Source organism: Halochromatium sp., assembly GCF_046541315.1.
Taxonomy (GTDB): domain Bacteria; phylum Pseudomonadota; class Gammaproteobacteria; order Chromatiales; family Chromatiaceae; genus Lamprobacter.
Map to the genome: position 1 here is coordinate 1 of NZ_JBKHDN010000027.1, position 20230 is coordinate 20230.

17 protein-coding genes and 3 pseudogenes are annotated in these 20230 nt (G+C 63.5%); 12 read left to right on the top strand and 8 right to left on the bottom strand.

From position 1 onward, the window contains the following. Positions 1–115: 115 nt before the first annotated feature. The 6 genes and pseudogenes from ACLFQI_RS03450 (at position 116) to hsdR (ending at position 5251) form a co-directional block, all read left to right on the top strand. Positions 116–1345, top strand: coding sequence for a restriction endonuclease subunit S (locus ACLFQI_RS03450; RefSeq protein ID WP_410757454.1), 1230 nt, complete (start codon positions 116–118; stop codon positions 1343–1345). A 92-nt stretch (positions 1346–1437) separates the two neighbouring features. Continuing rightward, positions 1438–1695 (top strand): hypothetical protein, encoded by a 258-nt coding sequence (locus ACLFQI_RS03455; RefSeq protein ID WP_410757455.1) that lies wholly within the window; start codon positions 1438–1440, stop codon positions 1693–1695. Positions 1696–1718: 23 nt separating this feature from the next. Next, positions 1719–1910 (top strand): nucleotidyltransferase family protein, encoded by a 192-nt coding sequence (locus tag ACLFQI_RS03460; RefSeq protein WP_410757456.1) that lies wholly within the window; start codon positions 1719–1721, stop codon positions 1908–1910. 180 nt (positions 1911–2090) lie between these two features. After that, positions 2091–2261: a hypothetical protein gene (locus ACLFQI_RS03465; RefSeq protein ID WP_410757457.1), complete on the top strand. Its 171-nt coding sequence runs from the start codon at positions 2091–2093 to the stop codon at positions 2259–2261. A gap of 45 nt (positions 2262–2306) precedes the next feature. Continuing rightward, positions 2307–2822 (top strand): DUF29 domain-containing protein, encoded by a 516-nt coding sequence (locus ACLFQI_RS03470; RefSeq protein ID WP_410757459.1) that lies wholly within the window; start codon positions 2307–2309, stop codon positions 2820–2822. Positions 2823–2889: 67 nt separating this feature from the next. Continuing rightward, positions 2890–5251: pseudogene (gene hsdR / locus ACLFQI_RS03475) on the top strand (EcoAI/FtnUII family type I restriction enzme subunit R). Position 5252: 1 nt separating this feature from the next. On the opposite strand, the gene ACLFQI_RS03480 reads toward hsdR, so the two are convergent. The 3 genes and pseudogenes from ACLFQI_RS03480 to ACLFQI_RS03490 form a co-directional block, all read right to left on the bottom strand. Further along, entirely contained in the window at positions 5253–5996 is a 744-nt protein-coding gene (locus ACLFQI_RS03480; RefSeq protein WP_410757460.1) for an anaerobic ribonucleoside-triphosphate reductase activating protein, read from the bottom strand. A gap of 154 nt (positions 5997–6150) precedes the next feature. After that, a pseudogene (gene nrdD / locus ACLFQI_RS03485) lies at positions 6151–6321 on the bottom strand (anaerobic ribonucleoside-triphosphate reductase); the annotation flags it as partial. A gap of 270 nt (positions 6322–6591) precedes the next feature. Beyond that, entirely contained in the window at positions 6592–9579 is a 2988-nt protein-coding gene (locus ACLFQI_RS03490; protein ID WP_410757461.1) for a ribonucleoside triphosphate reductase, read from the bottom strand. A 287-nt stretch (positions 9580–9866) separates the two neighbouring features. Here ACLFQI_RS03490 and ACLFQI_RS03495 point away from each other — a divergent pair. The 6 genes and pseudogenes from ACLFQI_RS03495 to ACLFQI_RS03520 form a co-directional block, all read left to right on the top strand. After that, positions 9867–10127, top strand: a pseudogene (locus tag ACLFQI_RS03495) (superoxide dismutase [Fe]); the annotation flags it as partial. A 232-nt stretch (positions 10128–10359) separates the two neighbouring features. Continuing rightward, positions 10360–11067, top strand: coding sequence for a TIGR02206 family membrane protein (locus tag ACLFQI_RS03500; RefSeq protein ID WP_410757462.1), 708 nt, complete (start codon positions 10360–10362; stop codon positions 11065–11067). Between the two features lie 272 nt (positions 11068–11339). Beyond that, positions 11340–12734, top strand: coding sequence for a tRNA (N6-isopentenyl adenosine(37)-C2)-methylthiotransferase MiaB (miaB, locus tag ACLFQI_RS03505; RefSeq protein ID WP_410757463.1), 1395 nt, complete (start codon positions 11340–11342; stop codon positions 12732–12734). 65 nt (positions 12735–12799) lie between these two features. Next, entirely contained in the window at positions 12800–13774 is a 975-nt protein-coding gene (locus ACLFQI_RS03510; RefSeq protein ID WP_410757464.1) for a PhoH family protein, read from the top strand. A 64-nt stretch (positions 13775–13838) separates the two neighbouring features. Then, positions 13839–14429 carry an rRNA maturation RNase YbeY gene (gene ybeY / locus ACLFQI_RS03515; RefSeq protein ID WP_410757465.1) on the top strand — a complete coding sequence of 197 codons (591 nt, stop codon included), beginning with the start codon at positions 13839–13841 and terminating at the stop codon, positions 14427–14429. After that, entirely contained in the window at positions 14407–15324 is a 918-nt protein-coding gene (locus ACLFQI_RS03520; protein WP_410757466.1) for an HlyC/CorC family transporter, read from the top strand. The genes ybeY and ACLFQI_RS03520 overlap by 23 nt, the downstream gene beginning before the upstream one ends. 105 nt (positions 15325–15429) lie before the next feature. Here the strand turns inward: ACLFQI_RS03520 and ACLFQI_RS03525 are convergent, their stop codons facing one another. The 5 genes from ACLFQI_RS03525 to rsxC form a co-directional block, all read right to left on the bottom strand. After that, complete coding sequence (locus tag ACLFQI_RS03525; RefSeq protein WP_410757467.1) at positions 15430–16320, bottom strand: phosphoribulokinase; 891 nt, start codon at positions 16318–16320, stop codon at positions 15430–15432. 169 nt (positions 16321–16489) lie between these two features. Then, positions 16490–17215: an electron transport complex subunit E gene (locus tag ACLFQI_RS03530; protein WP_410757468.1), complete on the bottom strand. Its 726-nt coding sequence runs from the start codon at positions 17213–17215 to the stop codon at positions 16490–16492. Then, positions 17215–17976, bottom strand: a complete 762-nt coding sequence (gene rsxG / locus ACLFQI_RS03535; protein WP_410757470.1) for an electron transport complex subunit RsxG — start codon at positions 17974–17976, stop codon at positions 17215–17217. Before rsxG ends, ACLFQI_RS03530 begins: the two co-directional genes overlap by 1 nt. Before the next feature lie 26 nt (positions 17977–18002). Continuing rightward, positions 18003–19076 carry an electron transport complex subunit RsxD gene (gene rsxD / locus ACLFQI_RS03540; protein WP_410757471.1) on the bottom strand — a complete coding sequence of 358 codons (1074 nt, stop codon included), beginning with the start codon at positions 19074–19076 and terminating at the stop codon, positions 18003–18005. Between the two features lie 5 nt (positions 19077–19081). After that, on the bottom strand, positions 19082–20230 hold a 1149-nt coding region (gene rsxC, locus ACLFQI_RS03545), incomplete at its 5' end, for an electron transport complex subunit RsxC (RefSeq protein ID WP_410757472.1).

The following is a 20230-nucleotide window of genomic DNA, read 5'->3' on the forward strand; positions in this document are numbered from 1 at the left end:
AGAATCCCAATGCCCCGGAGGCGGCCCCGCTGCGTGACCCCGAGGAGATCATCGATACCATGCTGGCGCGGGATGCGGAGACGGCGGCGATCTTGGAGAAGATCAGGAGGTTGTTGTGAAGGCGGGGTGGGAGGTTGCCGAGCTTGCTCAGGTTTCAGCGGTCTTTACAGATGGCGATTGGATCGAAACGAAGGACCAGGCACCGGAGGGTATCCGCTTAGTACAGACCGGTAACATTGGTAGCGGTATTTTTAAGGACCGTAGAGAGAAAGCGCGCTATATCGATACAGCAACTTTCGAGCGATTGAATTGCACGGAAGTCCTGCCTGGCGACTGCCTGGTTTCTCGACTGCCCGACCCTGTTGGTAGGGCTTGCCTCGTACCCCAGGCCGAAGAAAAGATGGTGACCGCAGTAGACTGCACGATCATTCGTCCAGATAAGCGTAAGCTCGACCCGCGATTTCTTGTCTACTACACTGCATCACATAATTATCTCAAGGACATTGACGAACAGTGTACAGGGACGACGCGTAAGCGCATCAGCCGCAAGAATCTAGGAAAGATACCAATCCCACTCCCCTCACTCGAAGAACAAAAGCAAATCGTCGCCATTCTGGACGAGGCGTTCGAGTGTCTGGATCGCGCCCGTGCGAATGTGGAAGCGAATTTGGAGGATGCGCGAGCCTTCACTAAGGCGGAGATAGATAATCTCTTTAATAAAGGAGGTAAAGGTTTATCGATGCGTAAGTTTTCTGAAATTACCGCAGATACACTGATAGGTTTGGTTCGTGGAAAAAAGGAGCAGGGTCCGGGTAAAAATTATGCCTATGTAAAAATGAATAACATCTCGAACCACGACAGTTTCGATGGAAGCGACGTTTCTAGAGTTGAATGCACGGCTGAAGAGTTTGGGCGCTTTTGTCTTCTCCCAGGTGACTTTTTATTTAACACAAGAAATAGCAAAGAGCTTGTCGGTAAGTCATGCGTTTATGAGGGACAGCTTAGCCAAGAATTGGTATTTAACAACAATATCATGCGGGTCAGATTCATGCAGGGAATCGAAGCACGGTTTGTCGCTTTGGCGTTTCGATCCCGGTTTGTCAAAAAACAATTAGAGCGAATGAAGAGCGGCACTACCAGTGTCGTCGCAATATATCATAAATCACTAAAAAATCTTGAAATATTGCTTCCTAGCCACAAAGAACAGCTTCGAGTAGTCGCTCAATTCAGTCAATTGGATACAATGACAGAAGATGTTCGCAATTCTTATCTGTTGCAAGTCGCTGACCTCGCCGACCTCCGCCAATCCCTTCTCCAAAAAGCCTTCGCCGGTGAGTTGACATGAAGCGAGTAGACCATTTGCTTGATCTTAGAAACCTCGGCGAGTTGCCTTCGCATCCTTAACCTGTTCGGCAACCAAAGGGAGAACGCGCCATGATGAAGATTGACAAGCAGGACATTGGCCATCTGTTGTTGCTCGACTATCTGGCATCGCTGCACTCAGCGCGGGAGAATCTGCGATTATTCGAGCGCAAATATCAAACTTCTCTGGAAGAGTTTTCGACTGCGCTCAAAACCAACGATCAGGAAGACTTCGAGGCGTGGGACGATTATATGGAATGGAGGGCGTATCAACGAGTCTCCGAGGACTTGAGTCAGAAGAGCATCCGCAACAGCCCAAGTAAACACCGATGATACCCGAGCAAATCACGAATGCAGTGAAACAGATCGCTGAGGCGGCACAACCTGAGCAAATCCTGCTCTTTGGCTCCCACGAGCGCGGCGAGGCGCATGACGATTCCGATCTCGACCTGCTCGTCTATTCAAGGTCGGACGTCGACCGCTGGGGCCATCAACCCGGCAGCGCCCTGTTCTGGGGGTTGCGTGAAGGCAAGGTCATGTATGACTGAGCAAGGCCAGGGTGACTACACATGTGACCGTGAGCGTTGGCAGTCGGTCTATCGCGTCGATTCACTGGCGGATGCCATCGATGCCTGGAAGCAAGCGGGACAGGATGAACGCGTCCTTCTCCGCATGCTAAAAGCAGACCAGCTATTCCACATTCACATCAACTCAGGGATCAAATAGCGATGCGAAACATTGCGATTAACATCAAAGACGACCAGTTGGCTAAACAGGTGATTTGGTGGCTTGAGCATTTCAAGGAGGATGGCATTGAGATCATCTCTATTGAGGACTTAGAAGATCTGAAGGCGCTGCAACTCACACGCCAGGAAGCATCAGTCTCTTTCGAAGATTAGCTACAAATGATTCACGAAAATCAGCCAACGCGGCAGGACGTCTAGGTGACCAAGCTCACTCAACTCTACGATCAGGATTACACCGCCTGGACCGAGACCAACGCGGCCTTGCTGAAGGCCGGCCGCTTCGAGGCGCTCGACATCGAACATTTGCTTGAGGAACTGAGCGAGATGGGCAAAAGCGAGCAGCGCAGCCTCGAAAGTCGCCTGCGGGTCTTGCTCGCTCACCTGCTGAAATGGCAATTTCACTATGCTCAGCTCTCCGAGCGCTGGCGCGAGTTCGATGGCCGCAGTTGGCGCAACACGATCGTTCATCAGCGCGCCGAATTGAAGCTCCTGTTGCGCAAGCATCCAGGCATGAAACGTCTCTGGACGGCCGCGCTTCAAGAAGCCTATGGCGACGCCCGAGAACTCGCGGCGGAGGAAAGTGGATTGCCCATTGAGACCTTCCCATCGGCTTGCCCCTACAGCGATCAGGCTATCCTCGACACGGCGTTTTTGCCTCCCCACGAGCATCAAGGTCATCACGATCTCATCAGTGACAATGAGAGGGAGTGCTGATCGGCAGCGCACTGTTCTGGGCGCTCCGTCAAGTTAGGCCGTTCTGAACACGACTGAGGGACAAGGCATGTACACCGAAACGGAAGCCGACACCCGCGCCAACCGCATCGACCCGATCCTGGAAGCCGCCGGCTGGGGCGTCGTCCCCGGCGCGATGATCCGCCGCGAGGTCATCTGCCCCGGTCGCATCCAGGCCGGTGGCCGGCGCGGCAAGGGACTGGCCTGCGATTATGTGCTTGGTATACAAGGGGCACAAGCTGGCGACGTTGGAGGCCATGCGCGCCGGGGTGAGCGTCCGCGAGGGGATCGGTCAGGCCAAGGACTACGCGCAGCGGCTTGGCGCCCGGCTGGCGTTCGCCTCCAACGGACTCGGCTGGTACCGGGTCGACCTGGCCACCGGCGAGGAAGGCGAACTCAGCCTGCCGTTCCCGACCCCGGACGACCTCTGGGCGCTGGTGTTCAGCGAGACGAACGCCTGGCGCGAGCGCTTCGGCGCGGTGCCATTCGAGACCGACGGCGGCAAGTGGGAGCCGCGCTACTACCAGCACCGGGCGATCACGGCGGTGTTGGAGGCGATTGCCCAGGGCACGCGGCGCATCTTGCTGACGCTGGCGACCGGCACCGGCAAGACCTCGATTGCGTTTCAGATCGCCTGGGTGCTGTTCCAGGCCAAGTGGAACCTGAGCGGCGCGCCGAATCGGCGTCCGCGCATCCTGTTCCTGGCCGATCGCAACCTCCTCGCCGATCAAGCCTATAACGACTTCTCGGCCTTTCCGTCGGACGCCATCGCGCGCATCAATCCCGGATCGCTGCGCAAGAAAAGAGGCGTGCCGAAGAACGCGAGCCTGTTCTTCACCATCTTCCAGACCTTTATGACCGGCGACGGCGAGCCGGTGTTCACGGGCTATCCGCCGGACTTCTTCGACTTCATCATCATCGACGAGTGCCATCGCGGCGGCGCCAAGGATGAGAGCCAGTGGCGCGGCATCCTGGAGCATTTCTCCCCGGCGGTGCAGCTCGGGCTGACGGCAACCCCGAAGCGCCGGCAGAACGCCGATACCTACGCCTATTTCGGCGAGCCGGTCTACACCTATGCGCTGCGCGAGGGTATCGAGGACGGTTTCCTGACGCCGTTCAAGGTGCGACAGATGGCAAGCACCCTCGATGCCTATGTCTACCATCCCGAGGATACAGTACTGGCCGGCGAGGTGGAGGTGGGCGATGTCTTCGACGAGGCCGACTTCAACAACCGGGTCATCATCCCCGAGCGCGAGCGCAGCCGGGTGCAAGAGTTCATGGGCCGGATCGATCCGCGCCAGAAGACGCTGGTGTTCTGCGCCACCCAGGAGCACGCGGCCCTGGTGCGCGATCTGATCAATCAGCTCAAGACCAACCCGGAGCCGGACTACTGCCAGCGGGTGACCGCCAACGATGGCGAGGTCGGCGAGGCGCATTTGCGCCGTTTCCAGGACAACGAGAAGACGATTCCGACCATCCTCACCACCTCGCAGAAGCTCTCCACTGGCGTGAATGCCCGCAACATCCGCCATATCGTGCTGATGCGCCCGATCCGTTCCATGATCGAGTTCAAGCAGATCATCGGGCGCGGCACGCGGGTGTTCGACGGCAAGGACTGCTTTACCATCTGGGATTTCGTCAAGGCTTACGAGCACTTCAACGACCCGGAATGGGACGGCGAGCCACTGGCGCCCGACGCCGGCTGGCGCATGCGCGAGGATGCAGACGACCTGCCAGCAGACGACCTGTCCGGCGCGGAGGCTGACCGAGTGGCCGATGAGGCCGCTGGCTCGGGCGACGACGCTGCCGCTGCCGATGATCCCCCGCCCAAGGAGAAGCTCGTCATCCAGCTGGCGGATGGCAAAGCGCGCAAGATCGCCTACCTGGCGACGACGACCTATTGGAGCCCGGAGGGTAAGCCGATCTCAGCGACCGCGTTCCTGCAACGGCTGTTCGGCGATTTGTCCGGGCTGGTGGCGGATGAGGACCAGCTACGCACGACCTGGAGCGACCCGGAGGCCCGTGAGCAGTTCATGGCACAGCTCGGCGATCGCGGCTACGACCAGGACCGGCTCGATGACATCCGCCGGCTGGTGGATGTCCCCGACAGTGACCTCTACGACGTGCTGGGCTATGTGTTGTTCACGACGCCAACCAAGACTCGGCATGACCGTGCCGAGCGCTTGCGGCAGGATGGGCTGGATGCGGTCGACGGTGAGCTGAAGGCGCTGCTGCTGAGCATCCTCAAGGCGTATGAGAGCGGCGGCGAGGCGGAGCTGGCAACGCTCAAGCTCGGGCAACTGCTGGTGGCGCGTTACGGCAGCGTGGGCGAGAGCAAGGCCAAGCTGGGCGAGTTGTCGCAGGTGAAGGCGCAGTTCGAGCAGATGCAGGCGGCGTTGTATGCGCAGTGATCTAACGAGGACCATCCGCGCGCAGCGAGAACTGCTCGAAGGGCGCCGATGGCCACTGCTCGGGCAGGCGCCGAGGCCGGTTGCGGAGCCGGCCGTCACATAGCGGTGCGGGCTGGCATTGCTGCAGCACATAGTTGCGCACGCCGGCATCGGCCAGTCGCTGCATCAGCGTTTGCAGGTAGGCGTCGTCATCGAGACCCGGCATGGGCGTGGTGCGAACCTCGAGCGCGATTCCGGCCTCGAGCAGCAATCCCAAGCTCCGCCAAGCGGCTTCGCCGGAGCCGGAGATGCCGGTTACCTGGGGATAATCGTCCGGCAGCGCCTTGATATCGAGCCCCACCCAATCGAGCAACGGCAGCAGCTTGCGCAAGCGCTGGGGATAGGGTCCGCCGGTGTGCAGTCCAACCTTGAAGCCGAGCGCGCGCACGTCGGCCATCGCCTCGGCGAGTGCGGATTGCGCGGTCGGCTCGCCGCCGCTGAACACCACCGCATCGAGCAGGCCAAGGCGAGATCTCAGAAGTTCGAGCACCTCGGCCCAGGTGGGCGCATCCCTCCCCTCCCCTTCAGGCGCAACGTCCAGCAGATGGCTGTTATGGCAATACCGGCAGCGCCAGGGGCAGCCCTGGCAGTAAACGACCGCCGCTAACTCCCCCGGATAATCGACGCTCGTCAGCGGCGTCAGTCCGCCGAGTCTAAGCGCATTGGCCGCAGGCTGGGTCTGAGGCTCGCGCTGATGCTTGATCATGGCCAAAAGACGTCTTGCCCTTGTCCGAGCCTTATCCTAGGCGCGCTCAGGCGGCTTCGCGCCGAGACGCCCCGGAGCGTTGAATCGAATCCTGGCTCGCGTGCTGGCCGCAATGCCGATTCGCGTGCTGGCTCGACGGTTGATCCGAATCCGGGCGACCCGCCGGCCGCTCCTGAAAGTAGGTGCGCTCTTGATGCTCGGCCTGCTTGCCGCGATTGAAGGCCGAGACCGGCCGGTGATAGCCCATCACGCGGGTCCAGACCTCGCAGCGGGTGCGCTCTTCGTCGCGCAGCTCGATGGTCGGCTCGGTCGTTGTTTCAGTCATTGGATGCTCCTGTCGATGTGGATGGCACGGCCGGCTTTCGGCCGCGTTAGCTCGTATGAGCTACTCGTTTGCTTCGTCGTTCTTCTGAGCCTGCAATCGCTCGATGTGGCAGCGGATGTCCTGGTCGCGGGACTGGCGGCGTCGATCGCCTGGATGGCGATCGCCGAGCCTCCACGGATGGATTCACGGCGTCCGCCGGTCTCGCGACCAGGGCTTCCGCTTTCCTTGGCATCATGCTCATGGCTTGCGCCCCCGACCGTTCAGCAGCGCTCAGGCCGTCGTCGCTTGCAGCTCGGCGCGCTTCCTCTCGATCAGTTCGGCATCGCACTTGGGGCAGAACTCGTGTTCGCCAGCGATGTAGCCATGCACAGGACAGACCGAAAAGATCGGCGTCACCGTGATGTACGGCAGCCGGAAGTTGGTCAGCGCCCGCTGCACCAACCGCTTGCAGGCGTCGGTCGAGCCGATGCGCTCGCCCATGTAGAGATGCAGCACGGTGCCGCCGGTGTACTTGGTCTGCAGCTCGTCCTGCGCCGCCAGCGCCGCGAAGGCATCGTCGGTATAGCCAACCGGCAGTTGCGACGAATTGGTGTAGTACGGCGCCTCCTCGGTGCCCGCCTGCAGGATGTCCGGAAAGCGCTTCTTGTCCTCGCGCGCGAAGCGATAGGTCGTCCCCTCCGCTGGCGTCGCCTCCAGGTTGTACATGTGCCCGGTCTCCTCCTGGAACCGCACCATGCGCTCGCGCACATGATCGAGCAGCCGGCAGGCGAAGGCATGGCCCCAGGCGGTGGTGATGTCGTCGGTATCCGCCGTGAAGTTGCGGATCAGTTCGTTGATGCCGTTGACCCCGACCGTGCTGAAGTGATTGCGCAGGGTGCCGAGATAGCGCTTGGTGTACGGGAACAGCCCGGCATCCATGTGGCGTTGGATCACCTTGCGCTTCAGCTCCAGGCTCTTCTTCGCCAGCTCCATCAGCTCGTCGAGTCGGCGCAGCAGGCCGGCCTCGTCGCCGCGATGGGTGTAGCCGAGCCGCGCGCAGTTGATGGTCACCACGCCGAGCGAGCCGGTCTGCTCGGCTGAGCCGAACAGGCCGTTGCCGCGCTTGAGCAGCTCGCTCAGATCGAGCTGTAAGCGGCAGCACATCGAGCGCACCATGTTGGGCGAGAGCTCGGAGTTGAGGAAGTTTTGAAAATAGGGAAGGCCATATTTTGCAGTCATCTCAAAGAGATACTCTGCATTCTGGCTGTCCCAGGGGAAGTCCTCAGTGATGTTGTAGGTCGGGATCGGGAAGGTGAAGATGCGGCCCTTGGCATCGCCCTCGGTCATCACCTCGATATAGGCGCGATTGATCATGTCCATCTCGGCCTGCAGCTCGCCGTAGGTGAACGGCTGCTCCTCGCCGCCGATCATTGGCACCTGCTCGCGCAGATCCTCGGGGCAGACCCAGTCGAAGGTCAAGTTCGTGAACGGGGTATTGCCAGTGATGAAGGCCTTGCCGCGGCGCCGGGCGACAAAGGTGCCGTTGCGGGTGGTCGGACACCAGACCTTACCGCGATAAGGCTTGCGCTCGATCAGCTGGATATAGGTTTCGCGGTTGCGCACGATGTTCAACACATGCACGCCGGAATCCTTGCGCGTGTAGACCGTGCTGCCCCAGCCCGCCAGGCTGCAGAGTTCCTGTAGGGCGTCGAGATTTTCCCGATCGTTGGTGTAGATGCGGACGCGCCCACTCGGCTCGATACTGCCGTCGCCCTTGACATAGGTCTCGAGAAACAGCCGAATCTGCCGTGCGGATAGGGTCCGGATCAATGGCGGAACACACTTGCGCTGCAGGTGGCCGAGCACCAGCTCACTGCCCTCGGTGTTCAGCCGATAACGACAGACCGGGTGATTCGCATAGGTGCCGGTCTGGCGTCGCTCGTGCCAGGTCAGCCCCATCTCGGTCAGCAGCCATTCGATCTCGGCCGCGTTCTCGCGGTTACCCGTCGATTGCCAGATGCTGACGCGCCGCCGTCCCGCATCAAAATCGAGGTTGCCTTCGGCGACCACCCAGGCCAGCAGCATGACCAGATTGTCATCCACCTCGACGGTCGAGGCGGTCTCCCAGGCATTCGGCACGATCACCGGCGATTTCAGCTTTGCAACATCTTCGATCTCTTCGAGAATCCAACGGTTATCCGAGTTGAAGACCTTTCTCACGACCTTGTGCTGTGGCGTCACCCATTGCTCTTGGGTGCGGTTGCGCAGCACATACATCTCGCCGTCGAAGTCGTAGGCGGTGATCGCCAGCGGCTCCAGGTACTCCAAGCGATTGTTGCGCCAATCGAAGGTCGCGATCCGCTCGCCCTCGGCGATCTGGTCGTAGCGTTTCCAGCCCTGCTCGGTCAGGCATTCGGTCTCGGCATCGACGCACTGGCACCCCCAACGCGAGGGCACGTTGAGGTTGTAGATCAGCTCCTGGATGTACTGCTTGACGCGCGGGTAGTCGAGCCCATCGACGCGCACATAGGGCGCCATGTAGGTATCGAAGCTCGAGAACGCCTGCGCGCCCGCCCACTCGTTCTGCAGGGTGCCGAGAAAATTGACGATCTGGCCGATGGCGCTCGACATGTGCTTGGGCGGCCCAGCCTCGACCTTGCCCGGCACGCCGTTGAGCCCTTCCGCGAGCAAGGTCCGCAGCGACCAACCGGCGCAGTAACCGGCGAGCATGTCCAGGTCGTGGATGTGGATGTCGCCCTCGCGGTGCGCCGCGCCGACCTGCGGCGGATACACATGCGAGAGCCAATAGTTGGCGATCATCTTGCCCGAGGTGTTCAGGATCAGCCCGCCGAGCGAGTAGCCCTGGTTGGCATTGGCCGCGACACGCCAGTCGGAGCGATCCAGGTACTCGTTGATCGAGCTGGAGACGTCGACCAGCGTGCGGCGGTCGGCACGCAGCTTGGCGCGCTGCTCGCGGTAGACGATGTAGGAGCGCGCGGTCTCGAAGTGGTTGGCACTGATCAGGGTCTGCTCGACGACATCCTGGATGCCCTCGATATCCGGGTCGCGGCCCTCGTGATAACGATGCGCGAGCACCTTGACGACCTGCGCGGTCAACAGCTGCGCCTCCATCTCGCCGAACTCACCGGTTGCCTGCCCGGCGCGCGCGATCGCGGACTCGATCTTCGAGGCGTCGAAAGGCACCTGCTCACCGTCGCGCTTGATCACGCGCGTCGGCAGCCTGAGCAGCGCCGAGGTGGTCGCTGTCGTCTTCGTCATGGTCTGTTTCCTGGAGTCCGGCCACAAGATATTGTGTGCGCCAGTATAGGCGACACTACATCTTGCGTGAAGGGCCGATTGTCCCAGCTTGACCCAGGTCAGTTGCAGCCGGCTCGATCACAACGCCGGCTTGACAGCCTCCCACACCAGGGCGGTGCCATCCCAGCACCCTCGGGGCTGAACCGATGAGCCGGTCCTGCCGCGCTCAAGGCGATTCTGAAACGCGCGCACCTCAGAACAGCATTAGACCAGGACCCGGTTGAGATCCACCGGACGGCAAGCATAACGCGACCTATCTCAACAGATTGAACGGTCTCATCGAAGGCAGCGAGCTGGCCGACGCCTCATCGGTCGACATCGTCAAACGTGGCACCGGCGGCGTCTTCGACACCGGCGCCCGGGCCTGGGATCACGCCTTCTCCTGGAACTGTATGAGCGCGAGCGGCAGCGATGATCCACAGGCCGAGCTTGCTGCGGCCATCGAGCGCGACTTCGGCGGCAGTGATAACCTAGTCGACTATCGCAACGACAAGATAGAGGTATCTTGATGCCTTCTGGGAGATGGTCAACGGGGACTTCGCCGCGGACAATCTCGGGCGCAGGGAACCCTTCGATGTCTGATCCGCTGGGTGGCGAGCTGTCTTGGAGGCCTTGTGACGAACCGTGTCGCGCTAGCCCTGGCCGGGCGCGGCCCCGTCGAGCGGCCGGCCCGGCAGTCGGCCAACCCGCGACAGCAACAGCCGTCGCAGCAACTGCCCCAACGAAACGCAACCGGCGCTCATGAGCAACGGCTTCTTCCTCTTCAGCGGCTCGCATCTGGCGGCGATCGGCCTGATCCTAGCGGCGTCAGTGCTGCTGCCGATCGCCGTCCGCAGCCTAACGCCCCAGCTGGCACGGCCGATCGGGGCCCTATTGGCACTGGTGCTGGTCTCTCAAGAGCTTGTGCAACTGCTGCTGCTCCTGCAGCGCTATGGGCCGACAGCCCAGATGCTGCCTCTGCATCTTTGCTCGCTTGCGGTTTGGGTCACCGCTTGGGTCTTGATCACCGCCAGCCCGCGCGTCTTCGAGGTGGTCTACTTCTGGGCGCTCGGTGGCACCACTCAGGCACTGGTGACACCGGACCTTGGACCGGGCTTCCCGTCGGCTGAGTTCGTGCTGTTCTTCCTCGGCCACGGCTTGGTCTTGGTCGGCGTGACCTACGCGCTCATCGTCTACCGGCTTCGACCGGTTCCCGCCTCCTTGATCCGGGTCCCTGCGATCACCCTCGGGGTGGCCGCTCTGGCCTTTGGCGTCAACCTCGCGTTGGGGACCAACTTCATGTATCTGATGGAGAAGCCGGCTGGCACCTCGCTGCTGGACTGGTTTGGCCCCTGGCCCTGGTACTGGCTCGCGCTGCTCGCAATCGGCGCCTTGATCTTCATCCTGCTCTATGCGCCCTTCTTCATTGCCGATCGGCTAAGCGGCCGACGCCAACGGCGCAGAGATTAACCGCGCCAGCCGGCGGCAGATCAAACCGCGAGCGATGGAGCGCTCGCGTACAATGCCTCTCCCGCGAGCAGGCCGGCGATCCGTGCCGAGATGCGTTGATTCGACACGGCTTGACACCATGCTCCACTATCATGACGATGCAAGGCTGATCCGACCGTAGATGACCGCCAATAGCTGACGTCCTGGCACCGCCCCGATGGCGCACCCGTGTCGCCCTAGCAGCCCCCAGTTAGCCCCCAGTTATCGATGGAGCCGAGGGTTCTCCCCTGCCGATGGCAAAAAAGCTTTATATTCAAACCTATGGCTGTCAGATGAACGAGTACGACTCGTCGCGGATGGCCGATCTGTTGCGTGAATCCCACGGTCTCGAGCGCACCAGCCGGCCAGAGGAGGCCGATGTGCTGCTGCTCAACACCTGCTCGATCCGCGAGAAGGCGCAAGAGAAGGTCTTCTCCCAGCTCGGGCGTTGGCGACCCTGGAAGGATCATCGGCCAGACTTGGTGATCGGCGTCGGCGGCTGTGTCGCCAGTCAAGAGGGCGACGCCATCCGCGCCCGCGCGCCCTATGTCGACCTGGTGTTCGGCCCGCAGACCCTGCATCGGCTGCCGGCCATGCTTGATGCGATCGACCAGCAGCAGTCGCCGCAGATCGATGTCAGCTTTCCCGAGATCGAGAAGTTCGATCGACTGCCAGAGCCGCGCGCCGATGGTCCGAGCGCCTTCGTCTCGATCATGGAGGGCTGCTCGAAGTATTGCACCTACTGCGTGGTGCCCTACACCCGCGGCGAGGAGGTCAGCCGGCCCTTCGACGACGTCATCGCCGAGGTCGCCGGCCTCGCCGAGCAGGGCGTGCGCGAGGTCAATCTGCTCGGGCAGAACGTCAACGCCTATCGCGGCCCGATGCACGATGGCGAGCGCGCCGACCTGGCGCTCTTGATCCGCTACTGCGCCGCGATCGACGGCATCGATCGCATCCGTTTCACCACCTCGCATCCGGTCGAGTTCTCGGACCGCCTGATCGAGGTCTATGCCGAGGTGCCGGAGTTGGTGAGCTTCCTGCATCTGCCGGTACAGAGCGGCTCGGACCGCATCCTCGCGCTGATGAAGCGCGGCCACACCGCGCTCGAGTACAAGGACAGGATCCGCCGGCTGCGGCGGGTTCGCCCCGAGATCGGCATCTCATCGGACTTCATCGTCGGCTTCCCCGGCGAGACCGAGGTCGACTTCGAGGCCACCCTGCGCCTGATCGACGAGATTGGCTTCGACCAATCCTTCAGTTTCGTCTATAGTGCCCGGCCCGGCACCCCGGCCGCCGACTCTCCGGACCTGGTTCCCGCGCGCGTCAAGCAAGCGCGGCTGGCCCGGCTGCAACAACGGATCAATCAGCAGGCGCAGCGAATCAGCAGAAGGATGGTCGGCGAGGTCCACCGGGTGCTGGTCACCGGACCCTCGCGCAAGGATCCAAGCCAGCTCGCCGGGCGCACCGAGAACAACCGGGTGGTCAACTTTGACGGCCCGGCATCGCTGATCGGCGATTTCACCGATCTGCTCATCACCGAGGCGCTACCCAATTCGCTCCGCGGCGAGCGTCGGCCCATCGCGTCGGCCGGCTCGGCCAAAGCGATCGGACTCGCAGCCGAGGTCGGCCTCTGCAGCGCCCGGTTTTAGCTCGCCGCCACCCATCCGTGATCGATCCATCGACTTGCCACGCAACAGCGCCCGGCGCGCCACCATTGACTCAACTCCCCATCACCATCGATCTCAGCCTCGCGCCCGAGGACAATGTACGACTGGCCAACCTCTGCGGCCAGTTCGATTCGCACCTGCGCCTGGTCGAGCGCCGGCTGGGCATCGAGATCGCCAATCGCGGCGTGAGCTTCCGCGTCATCGGCGAGCGCCAGGCCGCCGAGGCCGGCGCCCGGGTCCTCGCGGGGCTCTATGCGGCGACCGCCGACGAGGTGCTGTCGGGCGAGCGTGTCCATCTGGAGCTGGTCGAGTCGGGCGCCGATGCCGTGGCCGCCGCCAGCGCCGAGGCGGTCCCGGAGCTGATCATCAAGACCAAGCGCGGCCTGATCAAGCCGCGTGGCGCGATGCAGCTCAGCTACATGCACGCGATCCTGCGCCACGACATCAATTTCGGCGTCGGCCCCGCCGGCACCGGCAAGACCTATCTGGCCGTCGCCTGCGCGGTCGAGGCGCTGGAGACCGAGCGCGTGCGCCGGCTGTTGCTGGTGCGCCCGGCGGTGGAGGCCGGCGAGCGCCTCGGCTTCCTGCCCGGCGATCTGGCGCAGAAGATCGATCCCTATCTGCGCCCGCTCTACGATGCCCTGTTCGAGATGCTCGGCTTCGAGAAGGTCAATAAGCTCATCGAGCGCAACGTGATCGAGGTCGCGCCGCTCGCCTACATGCGCGGGCGCACCCTGAACGATGCCTTCATCATCCTCGACGAGGCGCAGAACACCACCCCCGAGCAGATGAAGATGTTCCTGACCCGGATCGGCTTCGGCTCCACCGCCGTGGTCACCGGCGACGTGACCCAGGTCGATCTGCCGCGCGGGCAGCCTTCGGGGTTGCGGCAGGCGGTCGAGATCCTGCGTTCGGTGGAGGGCATCAGTTTCTCCTTCTTCAGTGCCCGCGATGTGGTCCGCCACGCCCTGGTGCAACGCATCGTCAATGCCTATGACGCCCATGACCGAGCCCAAGGCTGAGCCCAAGGCTGAGCCAGCGACGCCAACCGAGGCGCGCGCGTCAGGGGCGCGCTTGGAGCCGCCAATGGAGCAGCGCGCCGAGCGGCCAGCCGCTCAGCACTCAGCCCCGATGCTCTTGCTCGACCTACAGCTCGGGCCTCTGGATGCGCAAGAGGTCGCGGCGCTGCCGGCCGTGGTCGATCTGCGGCGCTGGGCGCTGGCCGCGCTCGACCCTCGGCTCTCGCCCCGGCATGCCCGGCTCCACTGGCCAGCCGAGCTGACCCTGCGCCTCACCGACGAGACCGAGAGCGCCGATCTCAACCAGCGCTATCGCGGGCGCGCGGGGCCGACCAATATCCTCTCGTTTCCATTCGAGCCGCCACCCGGCCTCGATCCAGGGCAGTCGAGGGCCGCCGGGATCAACGCCCTGCTCGGGGATCTGGTGATCTGCGCGCCGCTGGTGCGGCGCGAGGCCGCTGAGCAAGGCAAGACCGAGACCGCCCATTGGGCGCATCTGGTCGTGCATGGCGTGCTGCATCTGCTCGGCTTCGATCACCTGACTGCCACCGAGGCCGCGCCGATGGAGGCGCTGGAAATCAACATCCTGGCCGCGCTAGGATTTTCAACACCGTATGAGGTCAACGACGACGCCAATGGCGAGCGACGACGAATCTAGTCAGGGTGCCCAGACCAGCCAAGGCTGGCTGCGGCGCCTCAGTCTATCGGGGTTCCTGCAGCGCTTGCGCCGCTGCGAGCCCAAGAGCAAAGAACAGCTGGCCGAGCTTCTCCAGCAGGCCGAAGGTCAGGGGATCCTCGATCGCGATGCCCTCGGCATGATGGAGGCGGTGCTGCAGGTTACCGACCTGCGCGTCGGCGACATCATGATCCCGCGCGCTGAGATGGTGCGCATCCGCCGCGATGATCCGCTCGAGCGCATCCTCGCCATCGCCGTCGACTCCGCCCATTCGCGTTTTCCGGTGACCGGCGACGACAAGGGCGAGGTGGTCGGCATCCTGCTCGCGAAGGATCTGCTGAGCTATTGCGCCGAGGCCAATCGGCGCTCGTTCAATATCCGCGACCATGTCCGTCCGGCCATCTTCGTGCCGGAGAGCAAGCGCCTCAATGTGCTCCTGAAGGAGTTCCGGGCGAGCCGCAATCACATGGCGATCGTGGTCGACGAATACGGCTCCGCCGCCGGCTTGGTCACGATCGAGGATGTGTTGGAACAGATCGTCGGCGATATCGAGGACGAGCACGATTTCGACGAGGGCGCCTTCATCTACAAGCGCGGCCAGGGCGAGTACACGGTCAAGGCGCGCACCTCGGTCGAGGAGTTCAACGACTACTTCGGCTGCGCCCTCGACGGCGGGGATCTGGATACGATCGGGGGGTTGGTCGTGCACGCCTTCGCGCATCTGCCCACGCGGGGCGAGCGCGTCGAGATCGACGGCTTTCGCTTCACCATCCTGCGCGCCGATAGCCGCCGAGTGCACCTGTTGACCGTGCGCCCGCCGGCCACCACCGGCGCTTCGTCACAGGACCCGCAGGACGCGCCAACAGCGTCTTCCTGAGCGCCAAGGCGCAAAAAAGCCCTATCGAGATGACCGTTCAGGCCCGGCAAGGGCCTGGATGGCCCTGTGCAATGGCATAGGGCTTGTCGGCGCCCCGCGCTCGCCTCAGACGTTGCGGGCCGCCATCATGCGCTCGATGATCGGTTGCAGGATGATCTCCATCGCGAAGCCCATCTTGCCGCCGGGAACGACGATGGTGTTGCGCCGGGACATGAACGACTCCTTGATCATCGACAGCAGGTAGACGAAGTCGACATCGAACTTCTCCGGCTGCTTGAAGCGGATGACCACGAAGCTTTCGTCCGGGGTCGGGATGTCGCGGGCGATGAACGGGTCGGAGGTATCGACCGTCGAGACACGCTGGAAGTTGATGTCGGTGCGCGTGAATTGCGGGGTGATGTGGCGGATGTAATCCGGCATCCGGCGCAGGATGGTGTCGACGATGGCCTCGGCCGAGTAGCCGCGCTCGGCGTTGTCGCGGTGGATCTTCTGAATCCACTCCAGGTTGACGATCGGCACCACGCCGATGCCGAGATCGACATAGCGGGCCACATCGGCCTCGTCGGTCTTGGCGAGCCCGTGCAGCCCTTCGTAGAACAACAGATCGGTGCCTGCCGGCACCTCTTCCCAAGGGGTGAATTCTCCCGGCGAGAGGTTGGTGCCGAGCCGCTGGTTATGCTCGGCGGCCTCTTCGTCGCTGTGGATGTAGTAGCGCTTCCTCCCGGTGCCGGTATCGCCATAGCTGCTGAACAGTTCGGCGAGCAGGTCGAAGTGGTTGGCCTCGGGGCCGAAATGACTCAGATTCCGATGCTCCTCGGCGGCCTTGGCCATCTCCGCTTTCATCTGCTTGCGGGTATAGCGATGAAAGCTATCCCCTTCGATGACGGCGGCATTGATGCCATCGCGATAGAAGATGTGCTCGAAGGCGCGTTTAACCGTGGTGGTCCCGGCGCCCGAAGAACCGGTAACGGCAACCACTGGATGCTTTTTCGACATGCGTAATTCCCCGTCTGTCTTGAGATGCCGCCAGCTGCGAATGCGATACGGCTTGCGGTCGCTGACGTGATTGAAGGATCCGAAATCAGATCAGCGCGCGAATATACCACTTCCCGGCCATTCGCTTGGGAAGTGGCGTTGTCAAACACAGGGGGTCGCGACCCTGAACCTAGCCGTTGGAGGGCGCGCCCTCGCCCGCTGGCGCGCGCGCGGCGGTGCGTTTGGCCGAGACCGACCCTAGCATCTGGCGCAGACGTTCGATGCGTTTGTCGATCAGGTTCTTGAGCGCGATCATGATGCCGAGACCGATGAAGGCCCCGGGGGGCAGGATGGCCAGCAAGGCGCCCTGGAAGTCCTCGCCAAACTCGAGGCCGAAGTCCTTGGCGCCAGCGCCGAGCAGCAAATCGGCCTGATAGAACAGGGTACCCTGGCCGAGGAACTCGCGCAGGCCGCCGAGCACCATCAGCACCAGCGTGAAGCCGAGGCCCATCGCCAGCCCATCGACGATGGCCCGATCCAGCGGTGCCTTGGAGGCAAAGGCCTCGGCGCGGCCGATGATCGCGCAGTTGGTCACGATGAGCGGGATGAACAGGCCTAGCACCAGATAGAGTCCATAGAACTGCGCCTGCATGGTCAGCTCGACGGCGGTCACGAAAGACGCGATCACCAGCACGAACACCGGCAGGCGCACCTCTGGTCGGACCAGATTGCGGATCAGCGAGACGGTCGCGTTCGAGAGCACGATGACGGTGGTGGTCGCCAGCCCCATGCCGAGGCCGTTGGTCGCCGTGGTGGTGACCGCGAGCAGCGGACAGAGCCCGAGCAGCGCGACCAGGGCCTGGTTATTGCTCCAGAGCCCATCGCCGATCAAGGCGCCATAACCCTTCTCCGCCATCAGGATGCCTCCTTCGCGGTGGTGGCCGAGGTCGGCGCCGCGACTGGCTCAGCCGTTGCCGCCGCTGGCGACCCGGGGAGCGGCGCCACCTGCCCGGCGTCGCTGGCGGCGGCCGGCCCGGTAGCCTCCTCGGGATGGCCTTCAGGGGGGCGCGCGTAGAGCGTCTCGCCATGGCGCTGCACGAAGAGCAGGGTGCCCTTGACCGCGTTGACCACCGAACGCGGGGTGATGGTCGCGCCGGTGAACTGATCGAAGACGCCGCCATCGCGCTTCACCTTCCACTGCTCAAGCGGCGGCTCACCGAGCGAGCGGCCCTCGAATTGCTCGACGATCCAGTCATCCTTGCGCTCCTCGATCTTGTCGCCCAGCCCCGGCGTCTCGTGATGCTCGATCACCCGCACGCCACCGAGCGTGCCGTCGCGCAGCACCGAGACCAGCAGCTTGATCGGGCCGGCATAGCCATCCGGGACGATCGGCTCAAGGATCAGCGCGACCGGCTCCTCGCCGTCGCGCACGCGATAGACCTCGGTGACCGCACCGCCGAGCAAGTCGGGATCGCTGACCTCGATGCGATCGGCCAGCGGATCGTTCGACATGCGCCCTTCCGGCACGATGGCCTTGAGCTTGGCGAGCATAGCCTGGCGCTGGTTCTCGGCGATCTTGGCGTCGGTCAGCTCATGCGTGACGGCGACGAGACCGACCCCGCCGACGGCGAAGCTGCCGAGGATGAATGCGGCGATGAGGATGGGAGTCTTTTTCATGATCATTGTCCGTTGATTGCGTGGACTCAGGCCTTCTTCTTGCGGACGCTGCGGCGCTGGCCGAAGACGCGCGGCTGGGAGTATCGATCGATGGTCGGCACGGCGATGTTCATCAGCAGGACCGCGAAGGCGACGGCATCGGGATAGCCGCCCCAGGTGCGGATCACAAAGATGATCACCCCGATCGCGGCCCCGTAGAACAATTGTCCGCGCCGAGTGGTGCAGGCCGAGACCGGATCGGTGGCAATGAAGAACGCACCGAGAATGGCGCCGCCCGAGAACAGATGGAAGCCCGGGAACGGATAGAGCTGAGGATCGAGCAGCCAGAACGCCGCCGAGCTGCCCAGCAGCCCGCCGAGCACCGCCACCGGGATGTGCCAGCTGATCACGCGCTGCCTGAGTAGATAGATCCCGCCGAGCAGGAATCCCGCCGCGACCCATTCCCAGCCGCGTCCACCGAAAAATCCCCACAGCGGACTGCTCGCGCGGATCTCGTCGATGCGCTGGCCCTGATCGAGCAGGGTGCGCATCTCGTCGAGCGGCGTCGCCGCGCTGATCGCATCCCAGCTCAATCCCTCGGGCAGGGCGCCGGTCAGGATCAGGCGCGCCGAATCGAACAACGAGAGCGTGCTCAGATCGCGCGCTTCGAGCAAGGCCGGCACATCCGGCGGCAGCCAGCTCGTCGTCGCCACCGGATAGGAGATCAGCAAGAACACATAGCCGGCCATGGCCGGGTTGAAGGGGTTGTAGCCGATGCCGCCATAGAGCTGTTTGGCGATTAGGATCGCGAACAGGATGCCGAGCAGCGTCATCCACCAGGGCAGGGTCGGCGGGATGGTCAAGGCAAACAGCAGCGCCGTCACCACCGCGCTGTAGTCCTTGATCGCGGGTAACACGGGGCGCCCGCGCAGCAGCAACGCCAGCGCCTCGGCGAGCACCGCGAAGACGGTCGCCAAGGCCATGTTGATGAGCACGCCCCAGCCGAAGAACCAGACCAGGGCCAAGGTGCCGGGCACCAGCGCCAGGCACACCTGGAGCATCACCTGATCGACCTGGTTGACGCGCGCGCTATGCGGCGAAGAGATGAAGGTGGTGGCCACTCGACTTACTCCTGATCGGCCGTGGCCGTCTCGCGTCGCTCAAGCAACACGCCATTCGGCTCGTCGACGGGCGCCGCCGCCGCGCGATCCTGTCCCTGGAGGCTCCCGGTTGCGCTCCCGGATGGGTTCCCGGTTGTGCTCCCAGTCGCGCTCCCGGTCGCGTTCCCGGTCGCGCGCCCAGCGGCCCCGCCGCCGGACGCGTTTTCCCGAGCGCTCTGCGCGACCGGCCGCGCCGTTTGCTGCGTCTTCGCAACCGTTGCCTTCTTTTCGGCCGCGCGCCGGCGCGCGGCCTCGATCGTCGCGTGCTTGTCGGCCTGGTCGCCCTTGGCCGGTGCGGCGCCCGAGGCAACCGCCTCCTTTTTCTTGCGCAGCTTCGCCTTGCGCTCACGCTCCTGGCGCTCGAGCCGGGCCTCGCGCGCGGCATGACGCTCGCGGGCGTGGTCGGCGGCGCGCTTCTCCTGCTCGCGCGCCCAGCTCTCGGTCTTGGCGAAGCGGTAGTACTGCACCAACGGAATGTGCGACGGGCACACATGCGCGCAGCAGCCACACTCGATGCAGTCGAACAGGTTGTAATCCTGCACCTTGTCCAGCTCTTTCGCGCGCGCGTGCCAGTAGAGCTGCTGCGGCAGCAGATTGGCCGGGCAGACCTCGGCGCAGCGCCCACAGCGGATGCAGGGCAAGGGCGCGCCTGGGTCCGGGCTCTCGGCCGGCGTCAGTGCCAGCAGGCAGTTGGTCGCCTTGGTGATCGGCACTGCGTCGGTGTCGAGCCGAAATCCCATCATCGGCCCGCCCGCGACCAGCTTGGCGAGATCACCGCTGTAGCCGCCGCTGGCGGCGATCAGCGCCGCCGCCGGCGTGCCGACCGGTACCCGGTAATTACGCGGCGCGGCCACGCCACGACCGGTGACGGTCACCAGGCGCTCGATCAGCGGCTGGCCGCGCAACACCGCATCGGCCACCGCAGCTGCCGTGCCGACGTTTTGGCAGACGACCCCAATCTGCGCCGGAATGCCATGACTCGGCACTTCCTTGCCGGTAAGAATGCGGATCAACTGCTTCTCGCCGCCGCTCGGGTACAGCGTCGGAATCACCACCACCTCGACCCGCCCGCCGAGGTCGGCGGCGTCGATCGCCTGGCGCAAGGCGGCGGCGGC

Bases quoted from the DNA above. Each gene is read 5' to 3' on its own strand.
- ACLFQI_RS03520 (WP_410757466.1), top strand. From the start codon at position 14,407: ATGGCGAGCGACGACGAATCTAGTCAGGGTGCCCAGACCAGCCAAGGC.
- ACLFQI_RS03490 (WP_410757461.1), bottom strand. From the start codon at position 9,579: ATGACGAAGACGACAGCGACCACCTCGGCGCTGCTCAGGCTGCCGACG.
- ACLFQI_RS03525 (WP_410757467.1), bottom strand. From the start codon at position 16,320: ATGTCGAAAAAGCATCCAGTGGTTGCCGTTACCGGTTCTTCGGGCGCC.
- miaB (WP_410757463.1), top strand. From the start codon at position 11,340: ATGGCAAAAAAGCTTTATATTCAAACCTATGGCTGTCAGATGAACGAG.
- ACLFQI_RS03455 (WP_410757455.1), top strand. From the start codon at position 1,438: ATGAAGATTGACAAGCAGGACATTGGCCATCTGTTGTTGCTCGACTAT.
- ACLFQI_RS03465 (WP_410757457.1), top strand. From the start codon at position 2,091: ATGCGAAACATTGCGATTAACATCAAAGACGACCAGTTGGCTAAACAG.
- ybeY (WP_410757465.1), top strand. From the start codon at position 13,839: ATGGAGCAGCGCGCCGAGCGGCCAGCCGCTCAGCACTCAGCCCCGATG.
- ACLFQI_RS03530 (WP_410757468.1), bottom strand. From the start codon at position 17,215: ATGGCGGAGAAGGGTTATGGCGCCTTGATCGGCGATGGGCTCTGGAGC.
- ACLFQI_RS03480 (WP_410757460.1), bottom strand. From the start codon at position 5,996: ATGATCAAGCATCAGCGCGAGCCTCAGACCCAGCCTGCGGCCAATGCG.
- ACLFQI_RS03500 (WP_410757462.1), top strand. From the start codon at position 10,360: ATGAGCAACGGCTTCTTCCTCTTCAGCGGCTCGCATCTGGCGGCGATC.
- rsxG (WP_410757470.1), bottom strand. From the start codon at position 17,976: ATGAAAAAGACTCCCATCCTCATCGCCGCATTCATCCTCGGCAGCTTC.